Source organism: Nakamurella flavida, assembly GCF_030811475.1.
GTDB classification, from domain to species: Bacteria; Actinomycetota; Actinomycetes; order Mycobacteriales; family Nakamurellaceae; genus Nakamurella; species Nakamurella flavida.
Genome location: NZ_JAUSQV010000001.1, coordinates 181,601 through 201,010, shown reverse-complemented (window position 1 = coordinate 201,010; position 19,410 = coordinate 181,601). Strand labels below are relative to the sequence as shown.

Genomic DNA, 19,410 nt, shown 5'->3' with positions numbered 1-19,410 from the left:
AGCGGCGGGGCGGTGATCGGCACCGGTGCCGGACCCGGCCGGCCACCCCTGAACCGTCCCGCCCGTGCTCCTTCCATCGGTCGGGCCGCCGGGCGGACCGGAGGTTCACCCCCGGCCCCGTAGGCTCGCGGCCGTGTCCCTGACCCCGGCCCGTCGCCGTCGCATCGACCGTCTGGTCGCCGCCGCCCTGGCGGCGATCACCGTCGTCGTCGTGGCGATCGTGTACCTGACCAGCGACATCCGGGCCACCACGGTGGACGCCGGACCGGTCGAGGCGGCCCCCGATGCGCCCGTCACCGTGCCGTCGTCGCTGTCCCCGGTGTGGGAGCTGACGACCGACCCGGCCCTCGGCGCCGTCGCCTCCCCCTACGGCGTGGTCGTCACCGCGGACGAGCACACGGTCACCGGCTCCGACGCCGTCACCGGGGCACAGCGGTGGACGTTCAGTCGCGAGAACCTACCGCTGTGCGCGATCGGGTCCGGGGACACCGATGCGCGCGGGGTGACCACCCGGGGCAAGGTCCGCGGCGTGATGACGGTCTTCGAGAAGGGCGGCTCCTGCTCCCAGGTCCGGCTGATCGACCCGGTCACCGGGGAACGGCACTACGACCGGACCAGCCCGAACCAGGTGGGTGGCGCCCTCGCCTTCGGCGGCCCCTACGCCGCCTGGCTCGGGCCGGACCTGTTGGAGCTGTGGCGCGACGACCTCGTCCGCACCATCCAGTACGGCGACCAGCCCCAGCCGACCAAGGCAGACACCCTGCACACCGGTTGCCTGTTCTCCGACATCGCGCTGGCCGACACCCAGTTCGCCACCATCGAGCACTGCGCCGCCACCGGCGGCGGCGCCCGCCTGGTCATCAACTGGGCCACCCCCGACTCGGCACCGAACAAGCCCGACGGGCAGGACGTGTTCAAGCACGACCCGCGGGCCGACATCGACACCGGATCCCCCGCCGCGCGCATCGTCGGCATCACCCAGGACCGGGTCGCCGTCCTGGTGTCCGCACCCGAACCCGCCGTCGTGGTGTACGACGCCACCGGTACCGAGACCTCCCGGACCCCGGTGGACATCCCCGCCCAGGACATCCAGGACGCCGACGTGGTCCCCACCGCCCCCGGGGCCACCGACCCGGTCGGCGTGCACATCACCCCGTCGGTCCAGGGTGACGACGTCCGGTACTCCCTGGTCGGCTCGCACCTGCTGGCCGTGAGCCAGAACCAGATCCAGGTCCCCGCTCCGGCCACCAGCACCTCGGCCACGACCTCGGCGCCGACCTCCGGCGGCTCGATCGGCGCGGCCGGATCGTTCGGCTCGGCCGGTGGGGCGTTCGGATCCCTGGCCACCTCCGGCACCGCCACCACGACGGCGGTCGGCGCCGAACCGGCGGCCACGGTCAGCGCCCGCGACCTCACCCTGCGGTGGACCACCGATCAGGTACGCGGACTGCCCGCGCTCATCGGTGACGCCGTGCTCGTCCCCGTGGACGCCGGCCTCGAGGTGCTGGCCGAGATCGCCGGCACGCCCCGGGTGGTGCCCGGCACGGCGGACACCACCGTGCTGCCGGTCGATCGGGGCGGCTGGACCGGCCGGGTGGACGCCGCCGCCGTCGGCACCGTCGTCGTGGAGACCCGCGGCGGCACCGTCGTCGGGCTCAGCTGACCGGATCGCCCGTCGCGTCCGCCCCGTCGGCCGTCGGCCGCAGATGCGCCCACGGGTCGTAATCGACCTCCAGGGGGGCCTGGGCGGGCCGCCGGGCCTCCGGGACGTGCTGCAGGTTGACCCGGATGCGGTACCAGACCGAGCTGCGGCCGCGCATGCCGTCGACGAGGACGTCGGCCGGCTCCAGCATCGCGGCGACCTCGGGATGCCGCTCCTGCCACACCGCCAGCCCTGCCTGCGCCTCGGCCTTCGTCCGGGCCCGGGCGATCTCCAGCAGCGGCATCAGCGACTGGCGCGCCCCGGCGCTCTTCGGCGGCTTCTCGGCCGGGCCCAGCCGCTCGGCCAGCTCCAGCAGGGCATCCAGGGAGCCGGCGGTCGCCTCGATGCCCGCCCACGGGTCGCCCCGGTCGGCCCACCGCCGGAGCACGGCCGGCACGGTGAAGGCCTCCGGCCGACAACCCGGCACCTCGGCCCAGTCGAGCGGGGTCGACACCCGCGCCTCGGGGACGGCCCGCACCGAGTAGGCGGAGGCGACGGTGCGGTCCTTGGCGTTCTGGTTGAAGTCGACGAAGACCCCCTGACGCTCCTCCTTCCACCACCGGCTGGTGGCCAGGTCGGGGGCGCGGTTCTCCACCTCGCGGGCGACGGTCTCGGCGGCCAGTCGCAGCTGCCGGAAGGTCCAGCGCGGCTCGACACGGGCGTAGACGTGGAAGCCGCGCGACCCGGACGTCTTGGGCCAGGCGTCCAGGCCGTGGTCGGTGAGCACCTCGCGGACGACCTCGGCCACCTCCAGGATCTGCCCGTACGGCACGCCGGGCACCGGATCCAGGTCGATGCGCAGCTCGTCGGGGGCGTCCAGATCCTCGGCCTGCACCGGGTGCGGATTGAGGTCCAGGCAACCCAGGTTGACGACCCAGGCCAAGGCGGCGGCGTCCCGGACGACGACCTCCTCGGCGGAACGACCGGAGGCGTACCTGAGCTCGGCCACCTCGATCCAGTCCGGGCGGTTGGTGGGCGCCCGCTTCTGGAAGAACGCCTCCTCGCCGATGCCCTTGACGAACCGCTTGAGGATCATCGGCCGGCCGGTCACCCCGCGCAGCGCGCCGTCGGCGACGGTGAGGTAGTAGGAGACCAGGTCGAGCTTGGTCAGGTCCCGGGTGGCGTCCCCGTCACGCACCCCCGGGAAGACGACCTTGCCCGGATGGGTGATCGTCACCTCGTGGGCTCCGACGGTGAGCACGGTCGCATCGGCCATCACCGCAGCGTAGGCGGCGTTCCTCCCCGGGTCGGGGTGGGTGGTCGGGGTGGGTGGTGCCGGAGCGGCGGGCCGGGGTGGCGGGCGGCGGGTCCGGACCCCTGGTCGGATCCCGATCCGGCGCGGGTGAGGATGTCGGCATGGCCGATCAGCTGACGCCCACCGCCGCCACCCGTCGCACGCTGCCCTCGCCGGTGGGCCCGCTCGCCGCGCTCCGCGCGGACCCGCCCGGCGACCGTGCGGGCGCGATCCTCCTCGTCCCCGGGTACACCGGGTCCAAGGAGGACTTCGCCGTGCTGCTGGACCCGCTGGCCGCCGCCGGATTCACCGCGGTCGCCCTCGACCAGCCCGGGCAGCTGGACTCCCCCGGACCCGATGACGAGACCGCCTACACGCCGGACGCTCTCGGCGCCGTCGTCGCCGCGGTGCTCGCCGACCTGACCGACGAGCTGGGCACCCCGCCCGTCCTGCTGGGGCACTCCTACGGCGGGCTGGTGTCGCGGGCGGCGGTGATCGGCGGCGCCCGGCCGGCCGGGCTCGTGCTGTTCTGCTCCGGCCCCGGCCGGCTCGGCGATCCCGTCCGGGTGGCCGCGCTGGAGTCCGGTGAACCGCTGATGCGGGCACACGGCCGAGAGGTGGTCTTCGACGCCCGGGAGGCGCAGCTCGCCGCCCAGGGGCCGGTCCGCAGCCCGGAGCTGCAGGCGTTCCACCGGCGGCGCTTCCTGGGGTCCAGCCAGGCGGGCCTGCTGGGCATGGGCACGGCGTTGCTGGTCGAGCCGGACCGCAGCGCCGAGCTGGCGGGGGTACTGACCGTGAACGGCATCCCGGTCGCCGTCGTCGCCGGAGATGCCGACGACGCCTGGCCGCTCACCGCTCAGGCCGGGATGGCCGCCACCCTGGGCACCGAACTGGTCATCGTCCCCGACGCCGGGCACTCCGCGGCGGCGGACAACCCCGAGGGCGTGCTGGAGGTGCTGGTGCCGCTGCTCCGAGCCTGGTCCTGACCCGGCGGGACGGCTGGGACCGGGAAGGACGGGCCTAGCTCCACCAGCCCCACCACAGGACGGCCAGCGACAGGACGATCACGGTGGCATCGGCCCCGGCCCGTGCACTCGTTGACCATCGGGCGCGCAGGCCGACGACCACCTCACCGGCCACGCCGACGGCCACATGGGCGACCACCCGCCCCCACGTCGGGCCCGCGGCGTCCTGCACGCCCCAGGCGGCGAGCACCGACGGGGCCAGCAGCTGCAGGGCCAGCAACAGCAGCCCGAGCAGCAGCAGACCGGCGGCGAGCACGCCGGCGACCGTGTCCAGGATGCGCACCCCACGACCCGGGCGCGGGTGCGACGGGAGGACCGCATCGGCCGTGGCGAAGGGGATCGGGGTGGTCGGGATCGGCTCGCCGGGACGGGCCGGGGTCACTCCCCGCCGCCCGCCCGGGCGAGCGGGCCCAACGGCCGCACGACGCCGCTGGACCGGTCGATCAGCGCGGCGAGCTGCTCGGGGGCGGTGTGCTCCTGGCCCAGTCGCAGGGTCTTGTTCGATCCGTGATAGTCCGAGCTGCCCGTCATGACCAGGCCCAGGCGGCCGGCCAGCTCACGCAGCTCCCCGCGCACCTCGGGGCCGTGGTCGGGGTGGTCGACCTCGACCCCGGCCAGCCCCAGGTCGACCAGGGTGCCGATGTAGTCGGGGGTGAGCACCCGCCCCTCGCCCCGACCCCGGGGGTGCGCCAGGACGGGTACCCCGCCCGCGGCGGCGATCATGCTGACCGCGGCGGGGAGATCGGTGTCCGGCTTGGGTACGTAGTACGGGCCCTGGCCGGAGAGATACGTCGCGAAGGCGTCCGTGACGGAGTCCACCACTCCGGCGGCGACCAGGGCCCGCCCGATGTGCGGACGGCCGACGGGGGCGCCCGCGGCGATCTCCAGCACCTGCTGCTCGGAGATGGGCACCCCGGCCGCCACCAGCCGCTGCACGATGGCCATGCCCCGCAGCAGGCGGGCCTGCCGCAGACGCAGGTGCTCCGCGACGATCGTCGGATCGGTCGGGTCGAACAGGTACCCGAGCAGGTGGACGCTGACCTGCCGGCCGGCCAGGGCGACCTGGGTGGAGAACTCGGTGCCCAGGACCACGGTCAACCCGGCCGGGCGGGCGGCGGTCACCGCCTCCCATCCGCCGGTGGTGTCGTGGTCGGTGACGCCGAGGACGTCCAGACCGGCGGCCACGGCGCCGGCCAGCAGTTGGACGGGCGTGTCCGTGCCGTCGGAACGGTCGGAATGGGTGTGCAGGTCGATGAGCATCGCTGCCCATCCTGCCCGGTCGCCCCCGCGTCCCCGGCACGCCACCCGGTCGCGGAGCGGCCATCTGCGCGCCACCGGGCGTTCACCGGTCGCCGGATACGCTTCCTACGCTCCGGCACCGGCCGCTGATCGGTCCCGACCTGCGTCGACGGGCGCAGACCGAACCGCCGGGTGCATGCTGAACGGTCCGTGTCGACGGGTGCCGCCCGGAACGGACGGTCGCCGAAGAGATCCCCGGAGTGCGCCATGCCTGTTCTGCCGTCCCTGCCGCTGCGCTCGGTCCGTTCCCGTCGCGCCGGGCGGCACCCCGGGCCCGCCACCGAGACCCCGCACGGCCTGACCCGTCGGACGGCCCCCGGGCTGCCCTGCCTGGTGGACTGCGCCGCCTACGTCGACGGCGTGCGGGTGCCCGGCTGCCACGACCCGGCGGACGCCCTGGCCCTGGTCCGCGAGCAGGGCAAGGGGTTCGTCTGGGTCGGGCTGCACGAGCCCGACGAGGTGGACATGCGGCAGATCTCCGGACTGTTCGGGCTGCACGAACTGTCCGTCGAGGACGCGGTCCACGCCTACCAACGGCCCAAGCTGGACCGCTACCGCAGCCACCTGTTCCTCGTCCTCAAGACCGTCCGCTTCGTGGAGCACGCCCGGGCCGATCAGATCGACGCCGTGGGCGGATCGGTGGAGATCGTCCAGACCGGCGAGATCATGATGTTCATCGGGGCTGACTTCATCATCACCGTCCGGCACGGCGCCCACTCGGGCCTGGCCGAACTGCGCCAGCGGCTGGAGAGCGATCCCGAGCACCTGGCGCTCGGCCCCTCGGCCGTCGCGCACGACATCGCCGACCGCATCGTGGACAACTACGTGACCGTGGTCGAGCACGTCGAGGAGGACATGGACGCCATCGAGACGGCCGTCTTCTCGCCGCGGACGACCATGTCGGTGGAACGCATCTACTCGTTCAAGCGGGAGATCCAGGAGCTCCGCCGGGCCGTCACCCCGCTCGCCGCCCCGCTGCGCTTCCTCGCCCACACCCCGCACGATCTCGTCGCGCCGGGCATCGCCCAGTACTTCCTGGACGTCGAGGACCACCTCGCGCACGTGGCGGAACGCGTGTACTCCTTCGACGAGCTGCTCACCAGCCTGATCAACGCCCTGATGGCGCAGGTGGCCACCCGGCAGAACGAGGACATGCGCAAGATCTCCGCGTGGGCGGCGATCGCGTTGGTCCCCACCGCGATCGCCGGGATCTACGGGATGAACTTCGAGTACATGCCCGAGCTGGGCTGGACGTTCGGCTACCCGATGGCCATCGGCCTGATGGTCCTGGTGTGTGCCGGGTTGCACCGGGCGTTGCGCCGCAAGGGCTGGCTCTGAGAGGTGCGGTGGGCGGTCAGCCGCGCTGGCCGAGCTCCATCCGGATGAGCAGCTCGCGGGCCTGCTCGGCCGATCGCGGCTGGCACAGCACGTCGTACTTGCGCGCCACCACCTGCGAGGCGGAGGTGAAGTCCCGGCGGCCCTTGGCCACCGAGTACCCGAAGTAGCCGACGACGGCACCGAACGCGGCGCCGATCGCGATGGACGCCACGATCAGCAGCAGCATGCCGCCGACCACGGACGAGAAGAAGCCCATCAGCAGGCCGACGAACAGGCCCATCCAGGCTCCCGAGGCGGCCCCGGCCGCAGCCAGCTTGCCCGCGGTCAGCCGGCCGGTGACCCGCTCGACCATCTGCAGCTCGGAACCGACGATGGTGACGTCCTGGATGGAGAAGTCGTTGCGGACCAGATGCTCCACCGCGGCCTGCGCCTGCGCGTAGGTCGGGTACTGGGCCACCGCGAAACCGGTGGGCGGGGTCGGCAGATTGGGAACGGCTGCCGACGTCCGGAACCCCATGGGAGTGGTCATGACAACCCTTCTTCGTCGTGCGGACACTGCGCGGCTGCCGACCCGACCGGCAGGCCGATCGCGTCCGTGCTGCCGTTCCCACCGTACCGAGACCCGTCGCGGGCCCGGCGAACGCCGTCCGCACCCGGTCGCGCCGCCGACGGAGGACACCGGGTGGTCAGGACGTGGAGTCGGGACGGCGCCGCCCCCGGCGCCGTCCCGACCCGTTCATGATGTCCCACCACCCGGGGAGCCCGCTCGGCGCCGGATGTGAGGCAGGCGTGCAAAGCCGTACCCTGGGCCGCAGGGCGGCGACCGGTCGACGATCGCCACCCCGGGCATCATCCCGAGCCTGCGGGCCGGCCCGACCGGGGCGCGACCTGCCGGAGCACGAGCCGCCGCGGACGACACCCCCCGCACGTCGCGAAGCGAAGGAAACATGGCTGTCACCGTCGAGGACGTCCGTACCGCCCTGTCCGCCGTCAAGGATCCCGAGATCCGCCGTCCCATCACCGATCTGGGCATGGTCGACACCGTCGCCGTCGACCCCGCCGGTGGGGTCGACCTGACCGTCCTGCTGACCATCGCCGCGTGTCCCCTGCGCGACACCCTCACCCGGGACGTCACCGCGGCCGTCCGTGCGGTGCCCGGGGTGACCGACCTGCGACTCACCCTCGGAGTGATGACCGACGACCAGCGCTCGGCGCTGCGGGACAGCCTCAAGGGCGGCGCCACCAAGGACATCCCCTTCGCCCGTCCGGAGTCCCGGACCCGGGTGTACGCGATCGCCTCGGGCAAGGGCGGCGTCGGGAAGTCGACCGTCACGGTCAACCTGGCCGCCGCACTGGCTGCGCAGGGACTGGCCGTGGGAGTGCTCGACGCCGACGTCTACGGCTTCTCCATCCCCCGGATGCTCGGCGTGACCGGCCGCCCGACGCGGATCGGCGAGATGATCCTGCCGCCGGTCGCCCACGGCATCAAGGTCATCAGCGTCGGCATGTTCGTCGACGGGAACACCCCGGTGGTCTGGCGTGGGCCGATGCTGCACCGCGCCCTGCAGCAGTTCCTGGCCGACGTGTTCTGGGGCGACCTGGACGTCCTGCTGCTGGACCTCCCGCCCGGGACGGGCGACATCGCCATCTCGACGGCACAGCTCATCCCGTCCACCGAGATCCTCGTCGTCACCACCCCGCAGACCGCGGCGGCCGAAGTGGCCGAACGGGCCGGGGCGATCGCCCTGCAGACCCGGCAGAAGGTGGCGGGCGTCATCGAGAACATGTCCCCGATGTTGCTGCCCGACGGGTCGCGGATGGCGCTCTTCGGCTCCGGCGGCGGTCGGATCGTCGCGGACTCACTGAGCCGGGCCACCGGGACCACGGTGGAGCTGCTGGGTCAGGTGCCGCTGGAAGTGGGCCTGCGCGAGGCCGGCGACAGCGGTACCCCGCTGGTGCTCACCGCACCGACGGCGCCCGCCGCCCAGGTGCTGCGGCAGGTCGCGGACGGCCTGGCCCGTCGTTCCCGGCCCCTGGCCGGGGTGTCGCTGGGCATCTCGCCCAAGCGCTGACCGGGACCGGCCGCCCGACGAACGGCGGCGTCAGGTCCCGTCGGCGTCGAACGGCGGTCGCTCCCCGGGGGCCAGGGCCGGCTGGGGGGTGATCCTGGGCGGCGGCGCCTGCACGACCGGGTCGACCGGGGCCTTCTGCAGGGACGGTCCGCCCACCGGCGGGGTGGACGCGGCCGGCGCGGCGGCGGCGGTGGCCCAGGGCATCGTCGCCGAGACCGGCTTCTCCTCCGCCGTGGCGGTCGACGCGGCTGCGGGCTGGGAGTCCAGGCCGAGGAAACCCTTGACGCCGCCGGAGAACTCGTCGCCCAGGATGTTCTTGCCGATCAGCCGCTTGGGGTGCAGATCGCGCAGGTCGCGCAGCTCCTGGATCTCCTTGAGGGACTGCAGGTCGGCGATCTGCCGCCGCAGTTCCTCCATCTCGGGGCCGATCTGCGTGCGCAGTTCCGCCTGCGCGCCGGCGGCCATGCCGCGCACCTTCTTCAGCATGTCCACCACCCACTGCACGGCGGTGGGGATCCGTTCGGGGCCCAGCAGGAAGAGGCCGATCAGCACGATGAGTCCGATCTGCGCCCAGGAGAGACCGAACACCGTGCGGCACCTCCCGATCGCGATCCGGCCGACCATCCGTCCGGTGGGATCAGCCTACCGGCGGGGTGGGTCGGTCCTGTGTGGGACTACTCGTTGCCGAGGGTGACGGTCACGGTCATCTCGCGACCGTCGCGGAGCACCGTCACCGGCACCTGGTCACCCGGCTCGTGCGAACGCACCGCGACGACCAGTTCGTCGGCGTTGCCCACCGACCGGTCCCCCACGGCCGTGATGACGTCACCCTCGGCCAGACCGGCTGCGGCAGCGGGTCCCCCGGCCTGCACATTCTGCACCTGGGCGCCGTCGGTGACCCCGTCCGTCGCGGACCGGGTGTTGACGCCGAGGGCCGCGTGGGTGACCGATCCGGTGGTGATGATCTGCTGGGCGATGTCCCGGGCGGTGTCGATGGGGATGGCGAACCCGAGGCCGATGGAGCCGCTCTCCTGTCCGCCCAGGGTGCGGATGGCCGTGTTGATGCCGACGACCGCGCCGGTGGAGTCGATGAGCGGGCCCCCGGAGTTGCCGGGGTTCACCGCGGCGTCGGTCTGCACCGCATCGATGACGGCGTCGGTGTCCGACCCGCCGCCCTGCAGGCGCACCGGGCGGTCGACGGCCGAGACGATGCCGGTGGTGACCGTGCCGGCCAGACCCAGCGGGGATCCGATCGCGATGACCGGGTCGCCGACGGCCAGGGAGTCCGAGTCACCCAGCTGGGCCACCGTCGCCCCCTGCACGTCGACCTTCACCACCGCCAGGTCGGTCAGCGGGTCACGCCCCACGATGGTGCCGGGCACCCGGGTCTCGGCCGCGTCGTCGAACACCACGGTCAACTGGGCGGCGGGGTTGTCCGCGGCCAGGGAGATCACGTGGTTGTTGGTGAGGATGTATCCCGCACCGTCGATGACCACCCCGGACCCGGTGCCGCCGACATCGCCGGTCCGGATCTCGAGGGACACGACGGCGGGCAGCACCCGGGACGCGAGGTCCGAGACCGAGCCGGTCGCCCGCTCCACGCCGGGCTGCACCTCCGCGAGCTGGACGCCGGCGTCCGTCGTCGACGCGGGGAGCCGGTTCACCAACAGGGAACCGACCACCGCGCCCACCAACCCGATGAGCAGGGCCACGGCGGAGATCCCGACGAGGGCCGAGGGACGCAGCCGACGGCCCCACAGCGCGTCCCGCAGGGTCAACCGGGGAGCGGGGGTCTGTTCGACGCCGACCTCGGCCGGCCCCGCGAGGGCGGGTTCGCCCAGTCGGGCGGGCGCGGCGGGATCACGCCAGGGCGACGCGTCGTCGACCGTGGCCGCGGGCTCGTCGTCGGGGACGGGGTGGCGGGGTGGCCGCTGCAGGCCCCCCGAACCGCCGAAGGCGTCGAGCAGGGCGGCGGGCACGGGAGGGGGTCCGGTCCGCACCGGTTCGGGCCCGTCGGCCCGACGGAAGGGTGCGGTGTGACCGGACGGTCGGGCGAAGGCGCCGGCCTCGGCCGGATCAACGGGTGGCCGGGAGATCGGACGCGCGGTGAGTCGCCGGCCGCTGTCGGTCGTCGCATCCATCGGTGGCCGTCTCCCTGAGAGTGCAGGGCGGTGAAGAGGGACGCCGCCCGGCGTCGACGGTCGTCATCCCGGTGCGGGAGCGCCCTGTCTGCAGATTACGCGGAGCCGTCGTCGACCCGGCGGGACGACGACGGGTCAGGACCGGCCGGGAGGATCGAACGGGGACGAACCGGGCAGGGCGGTGTGCGTGCCGCCGACGGCCGGATCGTGTGGCGCGTCGGAGACCGCCCCGGCCGTCAGGCCGAGGGTGAGGCCGGCGACCAGGGCACCGGCGCCGAGCCGGAAGCGTCGCCCACGGACCCCTCGGTGCTCACGCTGCACCGGGACGGCCCCGCGGACCTGCACGGCGCCGGAACCGCAGGCGGGCACGGCCACCGGGATGGACCGCAGCGCGTCCAGCAGGGAACCCGGCATGCGGGGGGCCTCGGCCGAGCGGAGGAACTCCCGGGCGGAGGCCTGCTCCTGCACCTCCGCGGCGCAGTGCGGGCAGCGGGAGAGGTGGGCGGCGGCCCGCTGATAGGCGATGAGGGACATCTCGCCGTCGGTGAAGGCGACGATCGCGTCCAGGGTGAGGTGATCCTCGAACAGGGCGGTCATCGCACCCCCTCCGTCTCCACCTGCTCCGCGCGGGCGGCCCTCCGGCGTTCGAGCCCGGAGCGCAACGCCTGCCTCCCCCGGTGGATCCGGGAGCGCACGGTGCCGAGTTTGACCCCCAGCGTCGCGCCGATCTCCTCGTAGGACAAGCCCTCGACGTCACACAGCACCACGGCGGCCCGGAACTCGGGCAGCAGATCGTCCAGTGCGGCCTGCAGATCGGGGTCGAGGTTCGCGTCGCTCCACGCCTGCTCGGGCGAGGGCTCGCGACCGGCGATGCGATCGGTCTCCTCCGGCAGGGCTTCCATCCGGATGCGCTGGCGTCGCCGGACCATGTCCAGGAAGACGTTGGTGGCGATGCGGTGCAGCCACCCCTCGAAGGATCCCGGTCGGAAGTTGTTCAGGGAACGGAAGACCCGGATGAAGGTCTCCTGGGTGATGTCCTCGGCGTCGTGGCTGTTGCCGGCCAGACGGTAGGCCAGGCGGTAGACCCGGTCGCCGTGGTCGCGCACCACGTCCTCCCAGGCCGGCGGGGTCCACACCGCAGGGTCGAGCGCACCGGGGAGATCCCCGGGGACCCGCACGGCCTGCGACGGGACCGGTTCGGTCGAGACGGGCACGATGGACAGGACAACCACCTCCGGGAACGCGGACCGGGAACGGTCCGTGGACGCCCAGTCTGGCCGACCGGAATGTGAGCGGAATGTGAGGTCGCACCGGGGATCTGTGACGGATGGTCACAGATCCGTCACCGGCCCCCGGTGCGCCCGGCGCGCCGCGCGCACCCCCGCCCGGTAACCTCAGGCCCGCGCCGCGGTCACGCGTGCTCGGACAACACCCCGCCGCCCTCCGCGGATGGGTCCTCGTGCCGCCACCCGCCGCCGGTTGCACATGCATCCGTTCCCGGCCCGGGCCACCGCTCGCGGGCTGCCCTGTGTTGTGAGGAGGTTGCCGGTGACCACCAGCCGGTCCTACGCCGAGTTCTTCGTCCCCGAGGACGACGTGGTGCTCTCCGCCCGCTCCCGGGCCGCCGATCTGGGTTGCGCGCCGGTGGGCTCCGGCGCCGCCGCCGCCCTGCACTTCATCGCCGCGGCCATCGCCGCTCGGGCCGTGGTGGAGATCGGCACCGGAGCCGGGGTGAGCGGGCTGGCCCTGCTCGCCGGGATGGCCCCGGACGGCGTCCTCACCTCCATCGACCTCGAGGCCGAGCACCAGCGGGCCGCGAAGCAGGCGTTCACCGAGATCGGGGTGGCCTCCACCCGGACCCGGCTCATCAACGGTCGCGCCCTGGACGTGCTCCCCCGCCTGACCGACGGCGCGTACGACCTCGTGCTGATCGACGGCGCCCGCACCGAGTACCCCCAGTACGTCACCGAGGCCCTGCGCCTCCTGCGGGTCGGTGGCATCGTCCTGGTGAACGGCGCACTCGCCGGGGACAAGGTGCCCGACCCCGGCCAGCGGGACGCCGACACCGTCGCCGTCCGCGAGGCCGGCAAGCAGATCCGGGACGACGAGAACCTGCTCCCCCTGCTGCTGCCCCTGGGCGACGGCGTGCTCGCCGCGATCAAGAAGTCCTGACCGTGACCGTCCGACGCTCTGTTCCGGCTGCCCTCGTCCGCTCACTCTCCGGTCTCCGCACGTCACCGACAGGCTCCGGGTCACCACGGGCGCTCGGTGCCGCCCTCGGGATGGCCGGCCTCCTGGTGCTCGCGGCCGCCTGCGGGTCCGACCAGGCCGCTCCCCCGGCGGCCGTCGCCGACGCCTCCCCGTCGTCCGCGGTGACGTCCGCGGCTGTGTCCTCACCGGCTGTGTCCTCGCCGGCTGTGTCCCCGCCGGCCGCATCCTCTGCACCCGCGTCCTCGGCGCCGACCGGCCCGTCCTCCGCCGTGACGTCGCCGACCGCGCCCGGCGTCTCCAGCTCGGGCACATTCGTGCCTGCGGTCCCCGCCCCGTCGGCAGCCGCCGCCCCCGTCGCGCCGCCCGCTGAGGCCACGCCGGCGTCCTCCGCCCCGATCGACCGCAACGATCCCGTCGCCGTCGTCGCCGGCCCCGAGGGTGGCGCCCGCTGCTCGGCCGCCACCGAGTACGCCGACGAGTCCGGCGAGGGCCTCGACCCGGCCGTGGCCGCGGCCTGGGACGCCGCACGCCGGGCGGCCACCGACGCGGGGGTCCACCTGTGCCTCGCCGACGGGAAGCGCAGCTGGGACCAGCAGGTCGCCATCGCCCAGGACTACGTCGACAAGTACGGGGCCGAGACGGCCAAGAAGTACGCGTTGCCGCCGGAGTCCTCCGAGCACGTGCGCGGACTGGCCGTCGACGTCCAACCGGCCTCGGCCTACACCTGGCTGGAGGCCCGCAAGGGATCGGACGGTTTCTGCCGCACCTACGACAACGAGCCGTGGCACTTCGAGTGGTCCGCGGCCCACATCACCGAGGGATGCCCCGCCACGGTCGCCCACCCGGCCGGCTGACCGGTACCGGGACGATCGGCACCGGGATGATCAGCACGGTGGACCCCGCCCGATCCTGATCGCCCCCCGCCGGAGGGGTGCGCCACCGTGGTGACGGCGGACGCCGCCCGATCGGCCCGTCGGGACGATGGGGCGAGGACGCGCGAGGGCATCGAGGTCCCTCTCGACGACGACAGCCCCCGGACCGAGGTCCGGGGGCTGTCGTCGTGTCAAGGGTGCGCGGTCCCCCGGGTCACATCTGGATCGTGACGCCCTTGCCCACCACGGTGATGCCGCCGGGGCTCACCGTGTACCGCTCACGGTCGATGGCGATGTCCACGCCGACCTGCGCGCCGTCGGGCACGACGACGTTCTTGTCCAGGATCGCGTTGCGCACCATGGCGTTCCGCCCGACCCGCACACCGGGCAGCAGGACGGAGCCCTCCACGTGCGAACCGGCCTCGATGCGGACGTCCTCGCTGATGACCGACCGCTTGACCGTCCCGCCCGAGATGATCGTGCCCGGCCCGACCATCGAATCCAGCGCGGTCCCGTTCTCCACGAACTTCGCCGGAGCCAGCCCGGTGGGCATGGAGAGGATCGGCCAGTAGCGGTTGTACAGGTTGAAGATCGGGTGCACCGACACCAGATCCATGTGCGCGTCGTGGTAGGCGTCGAGGGTGCCGACATCCCGCCAGTAGCCCTGGTCGCGGTCGGTGGAACCGGGCACCTGGTTGCGAGCGAAGTCGTAGACCTTGGTCGTCCCGCGATCGACGAAGTACGGGATGATGTTCCCGCCCATGTCGTGGACGGAATCCTCGTCCGCCGCGTCCTTCTTCAGCGCCTCGATCAGCGCCGACGTGGTGAAGACGTAGTTGCCCATCGAGGCGTAGGCGACATCCGGGTCGTCCGGCACGGCCGGCGGATCCGCGGGCTTCTCCAGGAAGCTGTCGATCGTCAGCCCGTCGGCGGCGGTCTGGATCACACCGAACGCGGTGGCCTCGCTGCGCGGCACCCGGATCCCCGCGACGGTGCACTCGGCGCCGTTGGCGATGTGGTCGGCGACCATCTGCGACGGGTCCATCCGGTACACGTGGTCGGCACCGAAAACCACGACGTAGTCGGGGTTGTCGTCGTAGACGAGGTTGAGCGACTGGAAGATGGCGTCCGCGCTGCCGGTGTACCACCGCGGCCCGAGGCGCTGCTGCGCCGGCACCGGGGTGATGTAGTTCCCGATCAGCTGGCTCATCCGCCAGGTGGTGGTGATGTGCCGGTCCAGCGAATGGGACTTGTACTGGGTCAGTACGCAGATCCGCAGATACCCGGCGTTGACGAGGTTGGACAGGACGAAGTCGATGAGGCGGAAGTTCCCGCCGAACGGGACTGCCGGCTTGGCGCGATCGGCCGTCAGCGGCCACAGCCGCTTGCCCTCGCCGCCAGCCATCACGATGCCGAGAACTCTGGGCTTGGAGACCATGTCCGGAACACTAGCGGCGTAGCTCACACTTCTGCACGGCGGGACACCCCCCGTTCGCGCACTCGGTGACAGGGCGTCGCCAGAGATCGACGGGCCGGGGTGACGGGGGGTCCTCACGGGCCTGCCGGTGGCTCCGCCGACATCCGGCCGCCGGGGACGGGCCGACCGGGCGATGTCCGGTGACGGGCGCTAGGTTCCCCGTGTGCATACCGCCATCCTCACCCGCGAGTTCCCGCCGGACGTCTACGGCGGCGCCGGTGTCCACGTCGAGTACCTGGTTCGTGAGCTGCGCAAGCTCATCGAGGTCGACGTGCACGCCTTCGGTGCCGACCGGGAAGGCGCGCAGGGCCACGTCCCCGCCGCCGAACTGGCGGGCGCCAACGCCGCGCTGACCTCGCTCTCGGTCGACCTGTCCATGGCCGCAGCGGTCGGCGGCGTCGACCTGCTGCACTCGCACACCTGGTACGCCAACATGGCCGGGCACCTGGGCAAGCTGCTCTACGGGGTGCCGCACGTGGTGTCGGCGCACTCGCTGGAGCCACGCCGTCCCTGGAAGGCCGAGCAACTGGGCGGCGGGTACCGGCTCTCGTCCTGGGCGGAGAAGACGGCGTACGAAGCGGCCGACGCGGTGATCGCCGTGTCCACCGGCATGCGGGCCGACGTCCTGGACTGCTACCCCGATCTCGACCCCGCCAAGGTGCACGTGATCCGCAACGGCATCGACACCGAGATCTACCAGGCCACCGCCGACCGTTCCCTGCTGCTCGAGCGTGGGGTCGACCTGGACGCGCCCATCGCTGCCTTCGTCGGACGCATCACCCGGCAGAAGGGGGTCAAGCACCTGCTCGCCGCGGCGCACCGGTTCGACCCCGGCATCCAGCTGGTCCTGTGCGCGGGCGCCCCGGACACCCCGGAGATCGCCGCCGAGACGGCCGCCGCGGTCGAGGAACTGCAGCGGACCCGACCGGGTGTCTTCTGGTTCGACGGGATGCTCACCCTGGACCAGGTCAAGCAGGTGCTGACCGCGTCGACCGTGTTCTGCTGCCCCTCGGTCTACGAGCCGCTGGGGATCGTCAACCTGGAGGCGATGGCCTGTGGCGCGGCGGTGGTCGCCAGCGATGTCGGCGGCATCCCGGAGGTGGTGGACGACGGCGTCACCGGCCTGCTGGTCCACTACGACGAGGCCGACCCGGCCGGTTTCGAAGCCCGCTTCGCCCAGGCCGTGAACGACGTGGTCGCTGATCCGACCCGCGCGGCAGGCTTCGGCGTCGCCGGGCGGGCCCGCGCCATCGAGGACTTCTCGTGGACTGCGATCGCCGAGCAGACCGTCGATCTGTACCGATCGGTGCTCTGACCGACGGTCGTCGGGATACGCCACGATCGCGGCCCACCACCACTGCGCGCGATGTGCAGGATGGTGGGCCGCGATCGGATCGGTCGGCCGGTCGTCGGCAGAGCGGACGGTCGGACTACCGGAACGGCGGGAACGAATCAGCCGGAATCAGCTGACGACTGCCTTCAGTGCATCACCGAGCGCGGAGGCCTCGTCGGCCGAGATCTCGACCACCAGCCGACCGCCGCCCTCCAGCGGAACCCGCATGACGATGCCCCGACCCTCCTTGGTGACCTCGAGAGGACCATCCCCGGTACGGGGTTTCATGGCCGCCATCTGCGACTCCCTCCACTACGGTGCTCGCCCGGCACGCTGCGGGATCTCACCCGGTCACGGACCGCACGCGCTCACACTTCGACCGACCGGCGGAACCGCCGAGTCATCGCCCGCGCGCCTCGCGGGATCTTCATTCTCCCTCATCGCAGCGGTGCCGGAGAACCCTGGTCGCGGCGCGGCCCGAACCTGCCGGCGCCGGGTTCCACGCAACGCCCCCGGCGGGGATCGGCGGTCACCGGGAGGAGCCGTCCGGTCCCCCGGCCGGGCACCGTTCCGAACCCCGCCGTGCCGTAGCCTGGCCGAGTGGGACCGATGGGAGAGCTGGGGGCGCTGTTCAACCCCGGCATGCGCCACGAGCTGGCCGAGCGCAAGGCCAAGGCCCTGCGGCGCGAGGAAGAGGGCAACGCCGGCGACGGCGAGCTCCGCATCGATCTCGAGACCGGCGTGGCCACCATCAAGATCCAGGCCCCGGGTGGGACCGCACCTCAGGACGGCGATGACGACGCCGGTTCGGTCGATCCCGACGACGAGGACCTGGGCGCCCAGGATCCTCTCGATGCCGACGCGACCGACGCCCTCGACCAACCGGACGACAACCCGTCCGCCGCCCCGCGCCCGCGGGTGACCGGGAAGTCCGGCCGCCGCCGTACCGCCTGAACCCGCGGATGTCCCGCGGCCGACCGGGCACATCGTTCCCCCCGGCTGTGGTGGCGGTCGTCCTGCCGGTTGGCTCGCCGAGTCCACGGGCACGCGGCCGGATCGTCACCGGGTCCCGTCCACGCCTCAGGCGCCGCGGGTCTCGGACACCTCTGTGGCCTTTGAGGCCTCGGAGGCCTCCGTGGCCCGGAAACAGCCCACGATGTGGTCGTCGACCATCCCGGTCGCCTGCATCAGGGCGTAGGCGGTGGTCGGCCCGACGAACCGGAACCCGCGGCGCTTCAGGTCCTTGGCCAGCGCGGCGGACTCCGCGCTCGTGGCGGGGACGTCCGCCAAGGTGCGGGGGCGCACCCGGCCGGGCGGCGGAGCATGGCTCCAGAGGAGGGCGTCCAGTCCGTCGGGCAGGGACTGCGCCGCCCGGGCGTTGGAGATCGCGGCGCGGATCTTGCTGCCGTTCCGCACGATCCCGGCGTCGGCCAGCAGGCGGTCGACATCCTCCTCGCCGAACGCGGCGACCGTGGGGATGTCGAAATCGGCGAAGGCGGCCCGGAAGGCCGGCCGTTTGCGCAGGATGGTCAACCAGCTGAGCCCGGACTGGAACGCTTCCAGCGTCAGGCGTTCGAACAGCAGTCGATCACCGCGGACGACCCGGCCCCACTCGGTGTCGTGGTACTCGACGTAGTCCGGCGCGCTCCCCCACGGGCACCGGACGACGTCGGCGGTGGTCACGGCAGCGGCCGGGTGGTCACCGAGTCGGGCAGGATCCCACGATCCACCAGGCGGGCCAGCCGGTTGAGGGACAGCTGCAGCGAGAAACGGGCGAGCGGTGCGACCAGTGGCCACCCGATCCGCCCGAGGATGCCGAACGGGAGGGTGAGCTCCTCCGCCCAGACCATGCGCGAGGTCCCGTCCCCCAGATCGGTCACCTCGAAGATGCCGAGACCCTGGACGAACGCGGCCTGGTGGGCGGTGTGCCAGCGATGCGGCGGGTCGTAGACCGTGACCTCCATGATGTCCAGGAACCCGATACCGCTCACCCCGGTGAACGCGGCCAAACGGGATCCGACCTCCGGCTGCGGCACGGCGGATTCCAGCGGGTACAGCGTCGTCGCCACGATCCAGCGCTCCTGGAACGGCAGGTCGATCACCGCCGCGAAGGCGGTGTGCACATCGGTGCGCAGGACCACGGAAGCCTCCACCCGGACGGTCATGAGCTGGACACCCCCGCGGAGGTGACCGACGGCTGGTCCGCGCCCGGAGGCGTGTGGCGCTCACCGGTCTGCGCGTCTCCCGGCCCCACGTCGTCGGTCTCCGCCACCCGATCAGGATCCCCACCCAGGTCGGTGAGGGCGGCGCGGAGCCGGTCGACCTCGGTCCCGAGCCGGTGCAACGTCCAGTCCACGTCGCTCATCCGGTAACCGCGCAGCGCCAACGCGAACCGCACCCGCTCCACGTTCTCCGCGGTGATCCCCGCCTCGGGGAGCTGAGCCGGAGAGGTGCGGGGCGGGAGCGGGGCGAGCTGCTCACCCCGCCCGAACACCAGGACGGCGATGGCGAACACGATCAACCCGATCACCGCCGCGAACAGGAGGTACTGCAACAGCGTGGTCATGCCCCGATCGTGCCATGGACCACCGACGACGAGCCGTGAGGTCGGACAGCTGACGCGGCCATCCTGGCCCGGTCCCGACCGGGTGCGAGGTCAGCATCACCCGCAGGCCGGGCCCGGCGCTCGACCGGTCCCGTTCGACG

The 19,410-nt window shown here is 72.9% G+C and carries 21 protein-coding genes; 8 read left to right on the top strand and 13 right to left on the bottom strand.

Annotated features, from left to right (window positions below; translation table 11 throughout):
• The first annotated feature begins 133 nt into the window (after nucleotides 1-133).
• On the top strand, nucleotides 134-1,663 hold the full coding sequence (locus tag J2S58_RS00945; RefSeq protein ID WP_205255149.1) for an Rv3212 family protein: 1,530 nt from the start codon (nucleotides 134-136) through the stop codon (nucleotides 1,661-1,663).
• Here J2S58_RS00945 and J2S58_RS00940 read toward each other — a convergent pair.
• Nucleotides 1,656-2,918, bottom strand: coding sequence for a DNA polymerase domain-containing protein (locus J2S58_RS00940; RefSeq protein WP_205255148.1), 1,263 nt, complete (start codon nucleotides 2,916-2,918; stop codon nucleotides 1,656-1,658). The genes J2S58_RS00945 and J2S58_RS00940 overlap by 8 nt on opposite strands.
• Before the next feature lie 140 nt (nucleotides 2,919-3,058).
• Between J2S58_RS00940 and J2S58_RS00935 the strand changes: the two genes are divergently transcribed.
• Nucleotides 3,059-3,922, top strand: a complete 864-nt coding sequence (locus J2S58_RS00935) for an alpha/beta fold hydrolase (RefSeq protein ID WP_205255147.1) — start codon at nucleotides 3,059-3,061, stop codon at nucleotides 3,920-3,922.
• 34 nt (nucleotides 3,923-3,956) lie between these two features.
• Here the strand turns inward: J2S58_RS00935 and J2S58_RS00930 are convergent, their stop codons facing one another.
• Together J2S58_RS00930 and J2S58_RS00925 are read right to left on the bottom strand one after the other, a co-directional pair.
• Nucleotides 3,957-4,244 carry a hypothetical protein gene (locus J2S58_RS00930; RefSeq protein ID WP_205255146.1) on the bottom strand — a complete coding sequence of 96 codons (288 nt, stop codon included), beginning with the start codon at nucleotides 4,242-4,244 and terminating at the stop codon, nucleotides 3,957-3,959.
• Between the two features lie 95 nt (nucleotides 4,245-4,339).
• Nucleotides 4,340-5,221, bottom strand: coding sequence for a PHP domain-containing protein (locus J2S58_RS00925; protein ID WP_205255145.1), 882 nt, complete (start codon nucleotides 5,219-5,221; stop codon nucleotides 4,340-4,342).
• Nucleotides 5,222-5,467: 246 nt separating this feature from the next.
• On the opposite strand from J2S58_RS00925, the gene J2S58_RS00920 reads away from it, so the two are divergent.
• The gene (locus J2S58_RS00920) at nucleotides 5,468-6,598 is read left to right on the top strand and encodes a magnesium and cobalt transport protein CorA (RefSeq protein WP_205255144.1); all 1,131 of its coding nucleotides are present in this window, start codon (nucleotides 5,468-5,470) and stop codon (nucleotides 6,596-6,598) included.
• A 16-nt stretch (nucleotides 6,599-6,614) separates the two neighbouring features.
• Here J2S58_RS00920 and J2S58_RS00915 read toward each other — a convergent pair whose 3' ends face one another.
• Nucleotides 6,615-7,127 (bottom strand): YflT domain-containing protein, encoded by a 513-nt coding sequence (locus J2S58_RS00915; RefSeq protein ID WP_205255143.1) that lies wholly within the window; start codon nucleotides 7,125-7,127, stop codon nucleotides 6,615-6,617.
• 418 nt (nucleotides 7,128-7,545) lie between these two features.
• Here J2S58_RS00915 and J2S58_RS00910 point away from each other — a divergent pair, with 418 nt between their 5' ends.
• Entirely contained in the window at nucleotides 7,546-8,670 is a 1,125-nt protein-coding gene (locus tag J2S58_RS00910) for an Mrp/NBP35 family ATP-binding protein (protein WP_205255128.1), read from the top strand.
• A 30-nt stretch (nucleotides 8,671-8,700) separates the two neighbouring features.
• Here J2S58_RS00910 and J2S58_RS00905 read toward each other — a convergent pair whose 3' ends face one another.
• The 4 genes from J2S58_RS00905 to sigE all read right to left on the bottom strand — a co-directional run bounded on the left by J2S58_RS00905 (nucleotide 8,701) and on the right by sigE (nucleotide 11,989).
• The gene (locus tag J2S58_RS00905) at nucleotides 8,701-9,258 is read right to left on the bottom strand and encodes a Sec-independent protein translocase family protein (protein WP_205255127.1); all 558 of its coding nucleotides are present in this window, start codon (nucleotides 9,256-9,258) and stop codon (nucleotides 8,701-8,703) included.
• A gap of 86 nt (nucleotides 9,259-9,344) precedes the next feature.
• Nucleotides 9,345-10,649, bottom strand: a complete 1,305-nt coding sequence (locus tag J2S58_RS00900; RefSeq protein WP_306826062.1) for a S1C family serine protease — start codon at nucleotides 10,647-10,649, stop codon at nucleotides 9,345-9,347.
• Between the two features lie 297 nt (nucleotides 10,650-10,946).
• Nucleotides 10,947-11,408, bottom strand: coding sequence for an anti-sigma factor family protein (locus J2S58_RS00895; RefSeq protein WP_205255125.1), 462 nt, complete (start codon nucleotides 11,406-11,408; stop codon nucleotides 10,947-10,949).
• Nucleotides 11,405-11,989 (bottom strand): RNA polymerase sigma factor SigE, encoded by a 585-nt coding sequence (sigE, locus tag J2S58_RS00890; protein ID WP_344469965.1) that lies wholly within the window; start codon nucleotides 11,987-11,989, stop codon nucleotides 11,405-11,407. Before sigE ends, J2S58_RS00895 begins: the two co-directional genes overlap by 4 nt.
• Before the next feature lie 370 nt (nucleotides 11,990-12,359).
• On the opposite strand from sigE, the gene J2S58_RS00885 reads away from it, so the two are divergent.
• Nucleotides 12,360-12,983 carry an O-methyltransferase gene (locus J2S58_RS00885; protein WP_306826058.1) on the top strand — a complete coding sequence of 208 codons (624 nt, stop codon included), beginning with the start codon at nucleotides 12,360-12,362 and terminating at the stop codon, nucleotides 12,981-12,983.
• Nucleotides 12,984-13,093: 110 nt separating this feature from the next.
• Nucleotides 13,094-13,876, top strand: a complete 783-nt coding sequence (locus tag J2S58_RS00880) for a D-alanyl-D-alanine carboxypeptidase family protein (RefSeq protein WP_240188250.1) — start codon at nucleotides 13,094-13,096, stop codon at nucleotides 13,874-13,876.
• A 232-nt stretch (nucleotides 13,877-14,108) separates the two neighbouring features.
• On the opposite strand, the gene glgC is transcribed toward J2S58_RS00880, so the two are convergent.
• Nucleotides 14,109-15,332 carry a glucose-1-phosphate adenylyltransferase gene (gene glgC / locus J2S58_RS00875; RefSeq protein ID WP_205255122.1) on the bottom strand — a complete coding sequence of 408 codons (1,224 nt, stop codon included), beginning with the start codon at nucleotides 15,330-15,332 and terminating at the stop codon, nucleotides 14,109-14,111.
• A gap of 202 nt (nucleotides 15,333-15,534) precedes the next feature.
• Between glgC and glgA the strand changes: the two genes are divergently transcribed.
• Nucleotides 15,535-16,686 carry a glycogen synthase gene (gene glgA / locus J2S58_RS00870; protein WP_205255121.1) on the top strand — a complete coding sequence of 384 codons (1,152 nt, stop codon included), beginning with the start codon at nucleotides 15,535-15,537 and terminating at the stop codon, nucleotides 16,684-16,686.
• 147 nt (nucleotides 16,687-16,833) lie between these two features.
• Here the strand turns inward: glgA and J2S58_RS00865 are convergent, their stop codons facing one another.
• Nucleotides 16,834-17,001, bottom strand: a complete 168-nt coding sequence (locus J2S58_RS00865) for a DUF3117 domain-containing protein (RefSeq protein WP_090479970.1) — start codon at nucleotides 16,999-17,001, stop codon at nucleotides 16,834-16,836.
• Between the two features lie 312 nt (nucleotides 17,002-17,313).
• On the opposite strand from J2S58_RS00865, the gene J2S58_RS00860 reads away from it, so the two are divergent.
• Nucleotides 17,314-17,658 carry a DUF6191 domain-containing protein gene (locus J2S58_RS00860; RefSeq protein WP_240188301.1) on the top strand — a complete coding sequence of 115 codons (345 nt, stop codon included), beginning with the start codon at nucleotides 17,314-17,316 and terminating at the stop codon, nucleotides 17,656-17,658.
• 126 nt (nucleotides 17,659-17,784) lie between these two features.
• On the opposite strand, the gene J2S58_RS00855 is transcribed toward J2S58_RS00860, so the two are convergent.
• Genes J2S58_RS00855 through J2S58_RS00845 form a run of 3 tightly spaced genes read right to left on the bottom strand, consistent with a single transcriptional unit; the run spans nucleotide 17,785 to nucleotide 19,270 of the window.
• Entirely contained in the window at nucleotides 17,785-18,387 is a 603-nt protein-coding gene (locus J2S58_RS00855; protein WP_205255119.1) for a DNA-3-methyladenine glycosylase I, read from the bottom strand.
• On the bottom strand, nucleotides 18,384-18,869 hold the full coding sequence (locus tag J2S58_RS00850; protein WP_205255118.1) for an SRPBCC family protein: 486 nt from the start codon (nucleotides 18,867-18,869) through the stop codon (nucleotides 18,384-18,386). The genes J2S58_RS00855 and J2S58_RS00850 overlap by 4 nt, the downstream gene beginning before the upstream one ends.
• Complete coding sequence (locus J2S58_RS00845) at nucleotides 18,866-19,270, bottom strand: DivIVA domain-containing protein (protein WP_205255117.1); 405 nt, start codon at nucleotides 19,268-19,270, stop codon at nucleotides 18,866-18,868. The genes J2S58_RS00850 and J2S58_RS00845 overlap by 4 nt, the downstream gene beginning before the upstream one ends.
• Nucleotides 19,271-19,410 lie beyond the last annotated feature (140 nt).